The sequence below is a fragment of the Rhizobium sp. PK7-22 genome, assembly GCF_056530405.1.
The window spans coordinates 3,893,911-3,909,537 of the sequence record NZ_CP096514.1 but is presented as its reverse complement, the minus strand read 5'-3'; the positions used below and the strand labels follow the sequence as shown (position 1 = coordinate 3,909,537).

The window sequence follows — 15,627 nt, the reverse complement described above, 5'->3', positions numbered from 1 at the left end:
GGCGCTGATGGAAAACTTTACTTTGACCTTTGTCCGCAAGTCGCGTGTTCATCCTTTATTCCGGAATGGAGAGAAAAAAATGCCAATGAGCCTCTCGCCAACGTGTCTCACTCAGCTATAGATCATCCCCAGTTTCCATTTAGATGATTGATGGCATTGCATGGGTGGCAAAAGGTTGTTTCTGAAACTTGTCTTCGGAAACGTTCGCGGTGGGAAGATCCATTCTGCCCTGCGCGCCAGGAAAATCGAAAGACTGCCCGACCGGCAGGTGATGCTCAACAGCTACCTCCCTGCCTTCGCAGCGGAGGTCGGTAACATCCTGTGGGTCGGCTGCCAGGAGTATACGGCGAAGTATCTCGAGGTGCTGGAACAGGACGGGGGGCGCGTCTGGTCGACGGACATCGATCCTGACGCTGCCGGCTGGGGGCACCCGGAACGACACCGCGCGGGCGATATCCGCGTCGCGGATCAACTTTTCGCGGATGTAAGGTTTGATTCCATCCTGTTGAACGGCGTGCTGGGGTTTGGCGTCAACGCTCGGGAGGACCAGGTCAAGACCTTTTCAGCGCTGGCAAGGATCCTCAATCCGGGAGGGCGGTTGCTGGTCGGCTGGAACAGCAACAAGATCGACAATCCGGTCGAGGCTGGCCTGGCGTCTCCATGGCTGACGCCTGCGCCGTTTGCAGGATTGGGACCGCGGGTAACGGTGCCGAATTCGACCCATGTTTATGAGATGCTCGTGCGCAACATCTGACGGCTGCCGCCAAAAACCTTACACATCGGGATCGAGCATGCCATAAGGGCGCCGCAACGTGACGCCTGGGCCAAAAACATGATCCGCATCGAGAACATCAGCAAGCAGAACAGCCACCGCCTTCTCTTCATCGAGGCCTCGGCAGCCTTGAACAAGGGCGAGAAAATCGGCCTCGTCGGGCCGAACGGCGCCGGCAAGACGACGCTCTTTAGGATGATCACCGGCGAGGAGCAGCCGGACGACGGCCAGGTCGCCGCCGAGAAGAATGTCTCGATCGGCTACTTCAATCAGGATGTCGGCGAAATGGAAGGGCGCAGCGCCGTGGCCGAGGTCATGGAAGGGGCGGGGCCTGTGAGCGAGGTCGCAGCAGAACTGCGGTTGCTCGAGGCAGCGATGTCGGATCCGGATCGCATGGACGAGATGGACCAGATCATCGAGCGCTATGGCGAGGTCCAGGCGCGCTACGAGGAACTCGACGGCTATGCGCTGGAGGGCCGGGCGCGCGAAGTGCTGGCGGGTCTCAGCTTCTCGCAGGAGATGATGGACGGCGATGTCGGCAAGTTGTCGGGCGGCTGGAAGATGCGGGTGGCGCTCGCCCGGATCCTGCTGATGCGGCCGGACGTCATGCTGCTCGATGAGCCGAGCAACCACCTCGATCTTGAAAGCCTGATCTGGCTGGAGGAGTTTCTGCGCGGCTATGACGGCGCGCTGCTGATGACCTCCCACGACCGCGAATTCATGAACCGCATCGTCACCAAGATCATCGAGATCGATGCCGGTTCGCTCAACAGCTATTCCGGCGACTACGGGTTTTACGAGGAGCAGCGGGCGCTCAACGAGAAGAACCAGCAGGCACAGTTCGAACGGCAGCAGGCGATGCTGGCCAAGGAGATGAAGTTCATCGAGCGCTTCAAGGCGCGCGCCTCGCATGCCACGCAGGTCCAGAGCCGGGTCAAGAAGCTCGACAAGATCGATCGCGTCGAGCCGCCTCGGCGGCGCCAGACGGTGGCATTCGACTTCCTGCCGGCACCGCGCTCGGGAGAGGATGTCGTCAACCTGAAAAACGTCCACAAGGCCTATGGCAGCCGGACCATCTACGAAGGGCTGGACTTCATGGTCCGCCGCCGCGAGCGCTGGTGCATCATGGGCGTCAACGGTGCGGGCAAGTCGACGCTCCTGAAGCTCGTCACCGGCGCCACCGATCCGGACGAAGGCCGAGTCTCGCTCGGGGCCAGTGTCAAGCTCGGCTATTTCGCCCAGCATGCGATGGACGTGCTGGACGGCGAAAGCACAGTCCTGCAATGGCTGGAGGAGCAGTTTCCCAAGGCAGGGCAGGCGCCGCTACGCGCGCTGTCCGGCTGCTTCGGCTTCTCGGGCGACGACGTGGAGAAGCGCTGCCGGGTTCTGTCGGGTGGCGAAAAGGCGCGGCTGGTGATGGCGGCCATGCTGTTTGACCCGCCGAACTTCCTCGTCCTCGACGAGCCGACCAACCACCTCGACCTCGACACCAAGGAAATGCTGATCAAGGCGCTGTCGGCCTATGAAGGCACCATGCTGTTCGTCTCGCACGATCGCCGCTTCCTCTCGGCTCTGTCCAACCGGGTGCTGGAGCTGGCGGAAGACGGCATCCACCAGTATGGCGGCGGCTACACCGAATATGTGGAGCGCACGGGCCAGGAGGCGCCGGGCCTGCTGCGGCAGTAGCCGAGCCTACCCTCGGGCGATGGCGTGGAAGAAGCTGCCGCTGACATGTCCCCGGCGCCCGCCGGAAAAGCCGATCTCCTTGCCGAGGCCATCGGCGATGGTCGCCAGCGGTTCATCCGTGCCGGGGGAGATGACACGGGCATAATGGAATTCATGGCCGCGGATCGTCTCGCCTTTGCGCCCCAGCGGACTGTCGGCCAGAAGCGTGGCCTGGCGGTAGCCGAGGTTCATCTTGCGCTTGGCAAAGCTCGTCTGGTGCGAGAGCAGGCCGGTCATCCGGTGCATCTCGCCCTCGGCATCCTCCAACGCTTCGCCGAGTACCATGTAGCCGCCGCATTCGCCGTGGACGGGCTTCTTCTCCGCAAAGCGCTGAATGCCGCTCCGGAAGGTCTCTGCCGCGGCCAAGGCACCGGCGTGCAGTTCGGGATAGCCTCCCGGAAGCCAGCAGACGTCGCAGTCCTCAGGCGGGCTTTCGTTGGCGAGCGGCGAGAAGGGTACGAGTTCCGCGCCGGCGTCCTGCCAGTGGCGGCCAAGGTGGGGATAGAGAAAGGTGAAGGCGGCGTCCTGCGCCAGTGCGATCCGCTGGCCGGGTGGGGACAATGCGTGATCCGTCGCCCCTGCCGCAACATCGAAAGGCCGGGCAGCGGCAAAGATCGCGTCAAGGTCGAGCACCGCTTCCATCGCGTCGGCAAGACGGTCGATATGCGCATTCATCTCCGGATGCTCGCTCGCCTGCACCAGCCCCAGATGCCGCTCCGGCAGAACAAGGGTCGGATCACGCAGCACGGTGCCGAGCACCGGCAGGCCTATATCGGCTATGGCCTCGCTGCAGAGGCTGCGGTGGCGCTCGCTGCCGGCCCGGTTCAGCACGCAGCCGGCGATCTTCACCTCAGGATCGTAATGGGCAAAACCGTAGGCGACTGCGGCGGCCGTCTGCGATTGCCCCGAGATGTCGAGCACCAGCAGCACGGGCACGCCGAACTGGCGCGCCAGGTCGGAGGCCGCACCCGTCCGGTTGCGGTCGCTGCGGATGCCGTCGAAGAGGCCCATGGCGCTTTCGATCAGCAGCAGTTCCGCGTCCTCCGCCTGCGCGCGTGCCAGATGGCGAAGCAGCCCCGGCTCCATGGCCCAACTGTCGAAATTGAGGCCTGGCAGGCCGGTTGCCGCCTCATGGAAGCCTGGGTCGATGAAATCCGGCCCGGTCTTGGCGCCGCGCACCTTCACGCCGCGCCGGGCAAAGGCCCGCAGCAGGCCGATGGTGACGCTTGTCTTGCCGGAGCCCGACCGGGGGGCGCCGATGATCAGCGCACGGGCGCTCACGTGGCCGGCTCCTGGGTCAGCACGTCGCGCATCGTGACGATGTCGCCGATGACGATCAGCGCTGGGGCCGAGAAGTCCTGCCGATCCACTTCCCGCTCCACGGTGTCCAGCGTCGCGACCAGCAGCCGCTCGTCAGGCGTGGTGGCGGCCATCAGCACCGCCGTCGGCGTTGAAGGCGAGAGACCTCCCTCGATCAGCAGGCGGCTGATCTCGCCGATCATCTTGAGGCCCATGTAGACGATGATCGGCTCGCCGAGCTTGGCCAGCGCGCGCCAGTCGAGGTCGTCCTCGGTGCCTGCAGCGTGGCCGGTGGCGAGCGTGATCGAGCGGCTGATGCCGCGCATGGTGGCCGGAATGCGCGCCGAGGCGAGTGCTGCCAGCGACGACGTCATTCCCGGCAGGATGCGAAAGGGGATGCCGGCCTTCACCAGGGCTTCGGCTTCCTCGCCGCCGCGCCCGAAGATGAAGGGGTCGCCGCCCTTCAGCCGCAGCACCTTCTTGCCGGCTTGCGCCAGCTCGATCAGGGAAGCGGTGATGTTGTCCTGCGTCGCGGACGGCTTGCCGCCGCGCTTGCCGGCAAAATGCAGTTCAGCCGCGGTGGCAAACGCCAGAACCTCCGGCGAGACGAGCGCATCGTAGACGATGCAGTCGGCCTTCGACAGGGCATCGGCCACTTGGAGCGTCAGGTAGCGGGGATGGCCGGGACCTGCGCCGGCAAGCCAGACATGGCCCGGCTCGAACCGGGGCGCTGCAGCAGAAATGGCGGCGATGGCATCATTCAGACTCATGCGACAACCTTTTGCCGATGACGGCGCTCGACCGCAAGGATATAGAACGCCCATGGAGACCAACGACAAGAACCTTCGCCGGGGCTGGACCACGGGCACCTGCGCGGCTGCCGCCACCAAGGCGGCCTGCATGGGGATGCTCGAAGGTCGCTTTCCGTCGATGGTCGAGGTCACGCTGCCGGGCGGCCAACGACCGGCCTTTGCCGTCGCGCAGGAGGAAATCGGCGGCGATTTCGCTCGGGCGGGCATTGTGAAGGATGCCGGCGACGACCCGGACGTCACCCATGGCGCGCTGATCGTCAGCACCGTGCGGCGCGGACAGCCGGGTGCCGGCATTACCTTTCACGCCGGCAAGGGCGTCGGCATGATCACCCGCGCCGGCCTGCCGCTGCCGCCGGGGGAGCCGGCCATCAACCCGGTTCCGCGAAAGATGATCGCCGCGGCGATTGCCGAGGTAATGGGCGGGGACGCCGATCTTGCTGTGGAAATCTCCGTCGTCGACGGCGAGAAGCTGGCCGAAAAGACGCTCAACGGGCGTCTCGGGATCGTCGGCGGGCTGTCCATTCTCGGCACGACCGGCATCGTCATTCCGTTTTCCTGCTCCGCCTGGATCCATTCGATCTGGCGCGGTATCGACGTCGCGCGCGCCGCCGGCCTCACCCATGTGGCGGGTTCCACCGGCAATGCCTCCGAAATGGCCGTTGCCGCCCATCACGGCCTGCCCGACGTCGCCCTGATCGACATGGGCGATTTCGTCGGCGGCATGCTGAAGTATCTGCGCGATCATCCGGTCCCTCGCATCACCGTCGCCGGGGGCGTCGCCAAGATGACGAAGCTCGGCCAGGGGATGCTCGACGTCCACTCCAAGCGCGGCCTGCCTGATCTCGAGGCGCTGGCGCAGGTGGCGCGGGACTGCGGGGCAGGCGAAGAACTTTCTGCTCGGATTGCCGGCGCCAACACGGTCGCCGAAGCGTTCGACCTCGCCTCCGAAGCGGGCGTCGAGATCGGCAACCGGATTGCCGCACGGGCCTGGACGACGGCCGCGAAAGTCCTCAAGCAATCCGAGATCTCGCTCGAGATCCTGGTGTTTGATCGCAACGGCCGCCTCAGGGGACGGGCTGATTTCACCCCCAGCGATCATTCCGAACCCGTGTCGTTCTGAGGCCAGCCGGGTCGAAAGCGCCGCACATAGTCGGCATTGTATAGCTGGCTTTCCACAAAATCCGAGGCACCGAGGCCACGGCCGACGAAGATGATGGCCGTCCGCTCCACCGGTTCGGCGGCAAGCTTGGCTTCAATGTCGAGCAGCGTTCCGCGGATGATGCGCTCCTCCGGCCAGGATGCACGGACGACGATCGCGACGGGGCAGTCCTTGCCGTAGAAGGGCAGAAGCTCAGCCACCACACGGTCGATGACGTGGATGGCGAGATGGATCGCCAGCGTTGCACCTGTCGCACCGAAGCCGGCCAACGTTTCGCGGTCCGGCATCTTGGACGCGCGGCCGGAGATGCGGGTCAGCACCAGGCTCTGGGCGACTTCCGGGATCGTCAGCTCGCGTCTCAGCGCGGCGGCAGCGGCGGCGAAGGAGGGGACGCCGGGCGTCAGCGTATAGTCGATGCCGTGCTTCTCGAGCCGCCGGATCTGTTCGGCGACCGCACTCCACACAGACAGGTCTCCGGAATGCAGGCGCGCCACGTCCTTGCCGTCGCGATGCGCTGCTAGGTATTCAGCCTCGATGTCGTCCAGCGAAAGCGAGCCGGTGTCGACGATGCGGGCATCCGCCGGGCAGTAGTCGAGGAGCTCGCGTGGCATGATGGAGCCGGCATAGAGGCAGACGGGGGAGCGGGCGAGGATGTCGCGGCCGCGCACGGTGATGAGGTCGGCGGCGCCGGGACCCGCGCCGATGAAATGGACGGTCATGAGGTTTCTCCGGAGCGGGCGAGCGCGCAGGTGGCGCCCTCGGCGATCACACGGGCCACGATCAGTTCGGACGCCGGACCGGCCAAGGCCAGCGCTGCCGCTTCCGACAGGCTGGGCGAGACGGTTCTGGCAAGACTGTGCTGCGAGACCGTCCGCGTCCGCGGCTCGGCGGCCGTCAGATCTTCGTCGGTAACGATGTGAAGCGGCAGGCCGAGACGGGCCGCCAGGTCGAGGATACCCGGCTCGTCTTCCTTGATCGTTCCGGTCGCCAGTGCTGTCACGGCATTAGGGTCGATGCGAGCCTCCTCGCAGGCCAATCGCAAGGCCGCTTCCACCCCGTCTGCCGAGGTCCCTCGACGGCAGCCAAGACCCGCGACGATCATTCGTCTGTTCCATTCTTCTGCCATGTCCATTGTGTGACCGGCATGGCGGACCGCCAGCCCTGCATACTGCCCACAGATTCCGCGCGGCTCACCTGCAGGCGGATGAGATGACCGCCGAAGCGAGCCTGCGCTGCCAGCAGGACGGCCTCCATCTCGAGCGTCACGGCATTGGCGATCAGGCGGCCCTCCGGCTTCAGGCATTGCATCGCCGTCTCCAGCACGCCCGGCTCGCTGCCGCCACCGCCGATGAAGATCGCGTCGGGTGGTTGCAGCCCGACAAGCGCCGCAGGGGCGCTACCTTCGACGATGGTCAGCCCCGGCACGCCGAAGGCCTGCGCATTGCGACGCCCCCTGGCGGCGCGAACCGGATCGGCCTCGATACCGATGGCGCGCATGGAGGTATGCCGGAGCATCCATTCGATGCCGATAGAGCCCGATCCGGCGCCGATGTCCCAGAGCAGTTCTCCCCGGCGCGGCGCCAGCGCCGACAGGGTGACGGCGCGGATCTCCCGCTTGGTCATCTGGCCGTCGTGCTCGAAGAGATGATCCTCAAGCCCGGTCGCCAGTGGCAGGACCCGTGCCGGTCCGTCGGCGCGGACTTCCAGGGCGATAAGGTTGAGCTCGTTGATGTCCTCCAGGGCAAAGGCCGAGGCGTCCGTTGTCCGAATCCGCTCGCTCTCGCCGCCCAACGCTTCGAGGACGGTCAAGCTTGAATTTCCGAATCCTGTCTCGAACAGCAGCCGCGCAACATCTGCCGGGCCACGGCTATCAGAGGTCAGCGCCAGCAGGCGGCGGCCGGGGTGGAGGAGGGGGCGGATCAAGTCCACCGGCCGGCCATGCAGCGAGACCGTCTCGACATCCTGCAGCGCCCAGCCGAGGCGCGATGCAGCAAGCGAAAAAGCGGAGGGCGACGGATAGGTAATGTATTCCTGTGCATCGAGATGCCGCGACAGGGTGACGCCGACGCCAAAGAGGAAGGGGTCGCCGGAGGCGAGCACGCAGACGGACGTACCGCGCAGGGCCAGCACGTCGCGCATCTGCGGGTCGAAGGGAGTGGCCCAGGGTCTCGCCTCGCCACGGATCAGCGCCTGCGCCAGCTCCAGATGCCGCCTCCCGCCGAAGACGGTGGTGGCGGCGCCGATCGCATGTCTCGCATTCTCGGCCAGTCCGGCAATGCCGTCCTCGCCGATGCCGACGATGGACAGCCAGCGGTCTGCCGTTGCATGGTCGGCGCGCGACTCAGGAGGCATCGTGAAATACTCCATCCTCATTCTCGGCGGCACGGCGGAAGCTCGCAAGCTGGCCGAACGACTGTCGGGCGATCCTCGCTATCGCCTGGAGCTGTCGCTCGCCGGGCGCACGCTGGTGCCGGCCGAACATGCGGTGCCGCTGCGCATAGGCGGCTTCGGTGGTGCCGAGGGCCTGGCGGAATACCTGCGCGTGAACCGGATCGCGATGCTGATCGATGCGACGCACCCCTATGCGGCGCAGATCTCCGCCAATGCCGCGGCGGCCTCGCGTCTCTCGGGCGTGCCGCTGCTGGCGCTGCGCCGCGCGCCCTGGCAGCATCAGCAGGGTGATCGCTGGCGCTTGGTGGAAAGCGTCGCGGACTCTGTGACCGCTTTGGGCGAAACGCCGCGCCGGGTCTTCCTGACGCTCGGACGCCAGGAGCTCCTGCCCTTCGAGGCGGCTCCGCAGCATCACTACCTGATCCGCAGCGTCGATCCGGTCGAGCCGCCGCTCGACGTCCCGCATGCCGCATACATCACCGACCGTGGACCCTTCGAGGAGGGGCATGAGGCGGCGCTTCTGTCCGCTCACGGCATCGAGGTCATCGTCGCCAAGAACAGCGGCGGACCGGCCAGCTACGGCAAGATCGCGGCCGCCCGGGCGCTCGGCATCGACGTCGTGCTGATCCAGCGGCCGGAACTCCCCGATGTCGACGCGGTCGGCTCTGTCGACGAGATGATAGATCGCCTCGGTCATGCGCTGCCGCCCCGGTAGCTGCGCGGTGAATAGACGAGCGGCGGCCTGCCGTCGCGGGGGATGATCCGGGTCTCGGGCGAACCGACGATGACGCAGGTCGCCATGTCTGCCATGTTTCCTGCGGCATCCTTCAGCGCGACGGTTCGGATGATCTCGTCGGGGCGGCCCGCCGCCCGTCCGAAGATCACCGGCACGTCCGCGGGCAGATGCTTGCGCAGGAGGTCGAAGGCGGCGTCCAGCTGATGCGGCCGCGCCTTGCTGATGGGATTGTAGAAGGCCATCACGAAGCCTGCCTCGGCAGCCGCCACGAGGCGCTTCGCGATGATCTCCCAGGGCTTCAGGTTGTTGGACAGCGAAATGGCGCAGAAATCGTGGCCGAGCGGCGCGCCGGCGCGTGCCGCCACCGCCAGCATGGCCGTTACCCCCGGGATCACCGAGACGTCGATATCCCGCCACTCTGCCGGTCCGTCCTCGATCGCCTCGCAGACGGCGGCCGCCATGGCAAAGACGCCGGGATCGCCGCCGGAGACGACGCAAACTTTGCCTCCCTCTGCCGCCATCGCCAGCGCCGCCTTCGCGCGCGCCAGTTCCTCGCGGTTGTCGGAGGCGTGCCGGCGCTGGTCGGGGCGCAGCGACAGCCGGTCGATATAGGGGAAATAGCCGAAGAAATCTTCCGAGCTCGCGACAGCTGCCGCCGCCTCCGGCGTCATCTGGTCCGGGCTACCCGGGCCCAGCCCGACGACCACGAGTGAACCGGCAGCAGACTTCGTCATGGCCGCGCCTTCCAGCCGGGGACGAGGACCAGCGAGAAATAGGGTGCCGAGCTTTCGTCGCGGTCGGCGAGCCGTTGCGCCGAGCCGTTGCTCATCGTGCCACGCTCCACGTAGAGTGCTTCCGACAGCTTGCCGACGGCCTGCAGGGCGCGGCGGATCTTCGGCAGGTTGCGACCGACCTTCATGATCACGGCGCCATCCGTATCCGACAGGCGCTCCGTCAGCTTTTCCTCCGACAGGGTGCCGGGCAGCACGCTCAGGATGTCGTCGCCCTGCACCAGCGGCAGGCCGGCCATGGACCAGCAGCCGGACATGGCGGTAACGCCGGCCACCACCTCGGCCTCGTAGTTCGGCGCAAGGCGCACGTGCAGATGCATGTAGGAGCCGTAGAAAAGCGGATCGCCCTCGCTCAGCACCGCAACATTTCGCCCCTCGTCGAGATGGACGGCGATCTCGCGTGCCGAGCGATCGAAGAAGTCGGCGATCGGGCCGCGATAATCGGCCTCGTCCTTGTGCGTCTCCACCGTCACCGGGTAGACGAGCGGCAGTTCCACCGTTCCCGGCCTGATGTGAGCCGCGACGATCGTTCGGCCATTACCGGCGCTGCCTTTCTTGCAGAAGAAGGCGACGACGTCGGCCTCGGATAGCGCCCGCACCGCCTTCAGCGTCAGAAGTTCCGGATCGCCCGGCCCGGTGCCGACGCCGGTGAGTCTGCCCTTGGCGGCGGCTGTCACAGGCCGGCCCTCGCCAGAGCGTTGACGGCGGCTGCCGTCATCGCCGATCCGCCCATGCGTCCGCGCACCACCGCATAGGGAATGCCGAGCGGGCTTTCCATCAGCGCTTCCTTGGATTCGGCTGCGCCGACGAAGCCGACCGGCATGCCGATGATGGCCGCCGGCCGTGGCGCGCCGGCATCGAGAAGTTCAAGCAGGCGGAAGAGGGCGGTCGGGGCATTGCCGATCGCGACCACCGCCCCCTCCATCTCGTCCCAGAGGTCGAGCGCCGCTGCCGAGCGGGTGTTGCCGATGGTGCGCGCCAGTTCGATGGTGCGGCTGTCGCGCAGGGTGCAGATCACCGGGTTGCCGGCGGCGAGACGGGCGCGGGTGACGCCCTGCGCCACCATTTCCGCGTCGCAGAAGATCGGCTTGCCGGCCTGAAGGGCGCCGCGGGCTGCCGAGACGAAGTCGTCGGAGAACCGGAAATGCTCGGCCGCCTCGACGAGGCCGCAGGCATGGATCATGCGGATGGCGACATCGGCCTGTTCGGCGGTAAAGGTCGAAAGGTCTGCCTCTTCGCGGATGATCGCGAAGGATTTCTCGTAGATGGCATCGCCCTCGCGGATGTAGTCGTAAGAGGTCATGGTTGTCCTGACATGAGATGGGCAGAAATGCGGTCCGGCCCGAGCCGGGACAGGCAGGCTGCAGAGTGTTCGCCATCGCGGCGTTCGCTCCTGACGAGGGCGGAGACACGGCCAAGCGCGGTAGCGATATTGTGCGGGTCGATCACCGCGAGCGCCGGATCGGCTGCGCGACCAGCAATCCAGGCCAGTCCGGCCGGCGTGCCGCAGAGCGTGATCGGGGATGGCTGCGGATGGGCACAGCCCTTGGCGCAGCCGGAGACGTGCAGCTTGAAGGAGCCATCCAGCAGGTCGCCGCATTCGCGCGCAGCCAGAGCGCCGAGGGCGTGCGTCTCGACCTCTCCCGATGCGCAGGCGGGTCGACCGGGGCAGGCGGCAATGGAACTGCGGGGATCATCGGCGGAGGTGATGAAGCCGTTGAAGTCTGCGAAGGCGAGCAGTCCGTGGCAGGCGTCGGGCCGGCCGAAGAAGATGAGCGAGTGATCGAACGCCGGCTTCACCGCATCCAGGCCCAAATCCACCGCCTGCCCGCAGAGTGCGGCAAGCCGTTCGGCCTCGATCTGGCCGAAGGCGGGGCCGGCACCGGCCGCTGCGAAACCGGGTGCCAGCGGGTGCAGGCCAAAGGGCGAAACAGGCTGCGTCGCTGCCATATGGCGCGGCAGGCCGGCTGCCAGGTCGCGACCCCGCGCTTTCATGCCGGTTGCCGCCATCTGGCGAAGCAGGGCGAGCGTTGCCGCGGTAGCCTCTGCCTCGCTGAAGATACCATGGACCCCGCCAGCGTCTTCCGTGCCGCCAAGCAGCAGCTTCCAGCCGATGCCATCGTGGTGCGGTTCCGCCACCAGGCGGACGTCGGCGAGCAGATCCGATAGGCGCAGGCGCCCGCCGCCGTCGACGACGACGCTCATCTTCGGCGCCAGGCCCTGGATCTCGGCGGCGCCCTCAAGGATCGCTGCGGCCAGGGGGCGGGGATCGGTGGTTTCGTCGGCATCCAGTCCAGCCAGCGGCGGCACTTCCACCGCCAGACCGTCCCGCAACGGCAGCTGAAGAAGGCGAACATCGGCATCGAGCTGCGGCGCGGAGAATTCCGTGAGACCGCGAACCTGCAGGTTGCCGCGCGCGGAAATGTCGAGGATGCCGTTGCCGTGGCGGCGCGCCAGCTGGCAGAGGGACGCAAGCTGCGAGGGATGGAGCGCACCCGTCAGTGCGATGCGCGCCAGCAAGCCGTCGCCGGTCTGCATCGGGGCGGAGAGGGCCGGGCAGGCGCCGCGGCGCCTGTCGAGCATGTCGGTGTCGAGCGAAAGCGCCGTCATGCCGCCTTCTCCCCGAACAGCATCTCCAGCTCCTGGTCCACGGCATTGCGGCGGGGATGCCAGAGGCCGCGGCGAAGGGCGGAGCGGAAACGTTCGCCCATGTAGCGTGCGCCTTCCGGGTTCTCTGCGAGCAGGAAGTCGCGGACAACCTCGTCCACCACATAGGCCTCGTAGGTCGCCTCGATCAGCGCATGCGGAATGGCGTGCGTGGTCTCGGCAAAGCCGATCAGCCGGTCGACCGTCTCCACCAGTTCGGCAGCACCCCGTGGCCCGTGGCGCATCTGGCCGGCAATGAAGCGCGGGTTGACGGCGCGCGCCCGCACCACCCGGGTGATGGCTTCTGAGATCGAGCGGGCTCTCGGGTTGTTCGGGTCGGTGGTGTCGAGCGCGATGACATCTGCCTTGCCGCCGAGAGCCGCGACGGCGGCGGAGAAACCGCCGATGAAGGCGACGTCTGCCGATCCGTCGAGCAGATCGCGGCCCGGGTCGTCGCCCGTGTGAACGAGCAGATCCGCCGCCCGGATGCGCTCCGCAAACTGTCCGCGGGCCTCGGCGGCATCGCCTTGCGCGCCGGAAAAGGAATGGCTGGTGGCGTCGAGATAGATGCGGCCGAGCTCTTCGCGCTCATCCCAGCTGCCGTCGGCCAGCTGGTCCTCGATGCCGGCGCCATAGGTGCCGGGTGCCGATCCGAAGATGCGCGAGGGGATGCTGCCCCGCTCCTTCGCCTCTTCGGCGAGCGGATTGTCGCCCGGAGCCTCGTCACGGACGGCAATGGCGCGGGTGGCGGCATCCAGCAGCGCGATCAGCGCGGGGAACATGTCGCGGAACAGGCCGGAGATGCGCAGCGTCACGTCGATGCGCGGACGACCGAGCGATGCCGGCGGCAGGACCTCGATGCCGGTGACGCGCCCGGTCATCGGATCATGGACGGGGCGGGCGCCCATCAGCGCCAGAACCTGTGCCACTTCCTCGCCGCCGCTGCGCAGCGAGGCGCTGCCCCAAAGATCGAAGACGAGACTTGTCGGCCAGTCGCCGTGGTCCTGCAGGTATCGGCGCAGCACCTCATCGGCCGCCTTGCGGCCCAGCTCGAAGGCGGTCGGCGTCGGCAGCGTGCGCGGATCGCTGGCAAAGAGATTGCGGCCGGTCGGCATGACGTCCAGGCGACCGCGGGCCGGTGCTCCGGAGGGGCCGGGACGGACATGGCGTCCGTCGAGGGCGCCGAGCAGTGCGTCGCGTTCGGCCTCCGCGCAGGCCATCCGCGCCGGGTCGTCGTCGTTGACGGCCACCACGCCATAGACATGCTGGCCGTCCTTGATCGAAAAGTCCTTCAGGTCGCAGAGAAAGGCGTCGATGCGGGTCAGCGCCGTATCCGGGTCGTCGTCGCGCGAGACGCCGGCTTCGTCGGCGAGCCCTAGCTCATGGGCGGTGTCGACGATCAGCTTGGCCAGCCGGTCGCGACGCCGCCGATCCAGTCCGTCGGCCTGTGCATATTCGTCGACCAACAGCTCGAGCCGTGTCTGGCTTTCCGACAGTCCGGCGCCAGCCAAAACTGGGGGAAGGTGGCCGATGGTGAGGGCCGCAATGCGCCGCTTGGCGACGGCGGCCTCGCCCGGGTTGGAGACGATGAAGGGATAGATGACGGGCAGGCCGCCGAGGACGATTTCCGGGAAGCATTCACGCGAGAGCGCAGCGGTCTTGCCCGGCAGCCACTCCAGCGTGCCATGGGCGCCGACATGCACGATGGCATGGGCCTCGATCGTGTCTTGCATCCAGGCGCCGAAGGCCAGCAGCGCATGGCGCGGCGGCAGGTCGGGATCGTGGTAGTCGGCGCGTCGGTCGCCACCGCGGCCGCGATCCGGTGCCAGCGCCACGGTGATGTTGCCGAAGCGGGCGGCCCGGAAGCGGAATGCTTCGCCTTCGACCTCCGGATCGTCCTCGGCCGCGCCCCATGCGGCGGTGGCGGCGGCGCGTGAGGCTTCGGGCAGGTTCTGGAAGAAGGCACGATAAGCAGCGACAGGCAGCGCCGCCTGCCGTTCGGTCAAGAGATCGAGAAGCGCGCGCGGCGTCGAGGGAATATCATCCACTGCATAGCCGGCTGTCGAAAGCGCTTTCAGCATGCCGAGGACGCTCTGCGGCACGTCGAGGCCGACGGCATAACCGGTGCGGCCCGGCGCATTCGGATAGTCCGGCAGCAGGATGACAACCTTGCGCTCGGCCCGGGGCGTTGCCCTCATGTGCAGGAAGCGCGTGATGCGCTCGGCGACCTGCTCGACCCGGTCCGGTTCCGGCTGGTTGACGAGGCTGGATGCGGTGCTGCCCTGCTTGAAGGAGATCGGGCCGGCCAGCAGCCGACCGTCAAGTTCCGGCAGCACGACATGCATGGCGAGGTCGGAGGGGCCGAGGCCGCGGCGGTTCTGCCGCCAGGCATCGCGCTGCGTCGTCGCGATGACCACCTGGAAGACAGTGACGCCGGCGCGATCGAAGAGGGTTTCGCCGTCCGCATCGGCACCGGCGGCGAAGGCCGTCGTTGCAAGGATCGCGGCGGGAGAGAGATCGGCGAGCGCCTGCTCGACGAATGCCAGACTGTGTTCGTCCTTCAGGCTGCCGACGAAGATCGGCACCGGGGCGTAGCCGCGACGGGCGAGCGCTTCGAAGAGCGCGTCGATGGGGGCTGCGTCATTGGCCAGCAGCATGGAGCGGTAGAAGAGGATCGGCAGCCTCGGCGCCTCGGCCGGGAAGGAGGCAAGCAGGTGCTCGAGCGCAACGGGACCTGTCCCGGGCTCATAGAAGCCGGCCTTGGGCATGACCTGCGCCGGTTCCAGCTCCAGCTGTTCGCCGCGCGCGACGGCGGCCAGACCGGAGGCCAGCAGTCGCATGTTCTGCGGCCCGCCTTCGCGCAGGCAGGTCAGAATTGCCAGCAGTTCCGACTCGTCGACCGTCGAGGCCGCGGCAAGGCGATCGTCCCGGACGCTGCATTCGCCGGGCAGCATGACGAGCCTGGTCCCCTTGGCGCGTGCCATCCGTGCCAGTTCTTCCGTGCCGTACTGCCAGCGGTCGTAACCGCCCAGGATCCGCACCAGGATCAGCTTCGCCTGGGAGGCGGTCTTCTCCAGCCAGAGGTCCACCGACATCGGATGCCGCAGGTCGCTGAGATTGGCTGTCGCCAGCGAGAGGCCGCCGTCGGTCGGCCAGCCAGCGGCGATGCCGTTCAGGTCGCTGCCGGAAAACGACAAAACCACCACATCAGCCGGGGCCTGGTTCAGGTCGACCGGCTCGATGAGGTCGTCGAGAGATGACGATGTGGTGGCCAGAATATGCATGTCCGTTGCAGA

14 protein-coding genes are annotated in these 15,627 nt (G+C 67.1%); 4 read left to right on the top strand and 10 right to left on the bottom strand.

Annotated elements, in window-relative coordinates:
- Nucleotides 1-175 precede the first annotated feature (175 nt).
- Together M1E10_RS23865 and M1E10_RS23860 are read left to right on the top strand one after the other, a co-directional pair.
- Nucleotides 176-754, top strand: coding sequence for a class I SAM-dependent methyltransferase (locus M1E10_RS23865; protein WP_499175254.1), 579 nt, complete (start codon nucleotides 176-178; stop codon nucleotides 752-754).
- Between the two features lie 78 nt (nucleotides 755-832).
- On the top strand, nucleotides 833-2,458 hold the full coding sequence (locus tag M1E10_RS23860) for an ABC-F family ATP-binding cassette domain-containing protein (RefSeq protein WP_499175253.1): 1,626 nt from the start codon (nucleotides 833-835) through the stop codon (nucleotides 2,456-2,458).
- Between the two features lie 6 nt (nucleotides 2,459-2,464).
- Here the strand turns inward: M1E10_RS23860 and M1E10_RS23855 are convergent, their stop codons facing one another.
- The gene (locus tag M1E10_RS23855; protein WP_499175252.1) at nucleotides 2,465-3,778 is read right to left on the bottom strand and encodes a hydrogenobyrinic/cobyrinic acid a,c-diamide synthase; all 1,314 of its coding nucleotides are present in this window, start codon (nucleotides 3,776-3,778) and stop codon (nucleotides 2,465-2,467) included.
- The gene (gene cobA, locus M1E10_RS23850) at nucleotides 3,775-4,566 is read right to left on the bottom strand and encodes a uroporphyrinogen-III C-methyltransferase (protein ID WP_499175251.1); all 792 of its coding nucleotides are present in this window, start codon (nucleotides 4,564-4,566) and stop codon (nucleotides 3,775-3,777) included. Before cobA ends, M1E10_RS23855 begins: the two co-directional genes overlap by 4 nt.
- Nucleotides 4,567-4,618: 52 nt before the next feature.
- Between cobA and M1E10_RS23845 the strand changes: the two genes are divergently transcribed.
- Nucleotides 4,619-5,728 (top strand): cobalt-precorrin-5B (C(1))-methyltransferase, encoded by a 1,110-nt coding sequence (locus M1E10_RS23845; RefSeq protein ID WP_499175250.1) that lies wholly within the window; start codon nucleotides 4,619-4,621, stop codon nucleotides 5,726-5,728.
- Here the strand turns inward: M1E10_RS23845 and cobM are convergent.
- From cobM to cbiE, 3 genes are read right to left on the bottom strand one after another with little or no spacing between them, the layout of a single operon-like run.
- Nucleotides 5,704-6,486 carry a cobalt-precorrin-4/precorrin-4 C(11)-methyltransferase gene (gene cobM / locus M1E10_RS23840; RefSeq protein ID WP_499175249.1) on the bottom strand — a complete coding sequence of 261 codons (783 nt, stop codon included), beginning with the start codon at nucleotides 6,484-6,486 and terminating at the stop codon, nucleotides 5,704-5,706. The two genes, M1E10_RS23845 and cobM, sit on opposite strands and share 25 nt — an antisense overlap.
- Nucleotides 6,483-6,869, bottom strand: coding sequence for a cobalamin biosynthesis protein (locus M1E10_RS23835; RefSeq protein WP_499175248.1), 387 nt, complete (start codon nucleotides 6,867-6,869; stop codon nucleotides 6,483-6,485). Before M1E10_RS23835 ends, cobM begins: the two co-directional genes overlap by 4 nt.
- On the bottom strand, nucleotides 6,866-8,119 hold the full coding sequence (gene cbiE / locus M1E10_RS23830) for a bifunctional cobalt-precorrin-7 (C(5))-methyltransferase/cobalt-precorrin-6B (C(15))-methyltransferase (protein ID WP_499175247.1): 1,254 nt from the start codon (nucleotides 8,117-8,119) through the stop codon (nucleotides 6,866-6,868). The genes M1E10_RS23835 and cbiE overlap by 4 nt, the downstream gene beginning before the upstream one ends.
- A 1-nt stretch (nucleotide 8,120) precedes the next feature.
- On the opposite strand from cbiE, the gene M1E10_RS23825 reads away from it, so the two are divergent.
- Nucleotides 8,121-8,873: a precorrin-6A/cobalt-precorrin-6A reductase gene (locus M1E10_RS23825; RefSeq protein ID WP_499175246.1), complete on the top strand. Its 753-nt coding sequence runs from the start codon at nucleotides 8,121-8,123 to the stop codon at nucleotides 8,871-8,873.
- On the opposite strand, the gene M1E10_RS23820 is transcribed toward M1E10_RS23825, so the two are convergent.
- The 5 genes from M1E10_RS23820 to cobN are packed head-to-tail and all read right to left on the bottom strand — an operon-like array spanning nucleotide 8,852 to nucleotide 15,615.
- Nucleotides 8,852-9,628, bottom strand: coding sequence for a precorrin-3B C(17)-methyltransferase (locus M1E10_RS23820; protein ID WP_499175245.1), 777 nt, complete (start codon nucleotides 9,626-9,628; stop codon nucleotides 8,852-8,854). The genes M1E10_RS23825 and M1E10_RS23820 overlap by 22 nt on opposite strands.
- Entirely contained in the window at nucleotides 9,625-10,362 is a 738-nt protein-coding gene (locus tag M1E10_RS23815) for a precorrin-2 C(20)-methyltransferase (protein WP_499175244.1), read from the bottom strand. The genes M1E10_RS23820 and M1E10_RS23815 overlap by 4 nt, the downstream gene beginning before the upstream one ends.
- A complete protein-coding gene (locus M1E10_RS23810) occupies nucleotides 10,359-10,988 on the bottom strand; it encodes a precorrin-8X methylmutase (RefSeq protein ID WP_499175243.1) in 630 nt (209 codons plus the stop codon). The genes M1E10_RS23815 and M1E10_RS23810 overlap by 4 nt, the downstream gene beginning before the upstream one ends.
- Nucleotides 10,985-12,295, bottom strand: coding sequence for a 4Fe-4S domain-containing protein (gene cobG, locus M1E10_RS23805; protein ID WP_499175242.1), 1,311 nt, complete (start codon nucleotides 12,293-12,295; stop codon nucleotides 10,985-10,987). Before cobG ends, M1E10_RS23810 begins: the two co-directional genes overlap by 4 nt.
- A complete protein-coding gene (cobN, locus tag M1E10_RS23800) occupies nucleotides 12,292-15,615 on the bottom strand; it encodes a cobaltochelatase subunit CobN (RefSeq protein WP_499175241.1) in 3,324 nt (1,107 codons plus the stop codon). Before cobN ends, cobG begins: the two co-directional genes overlap by 4 nt.
- Nucleotides 15,616-15,627 lie beyond the last annotated feature (12 nt).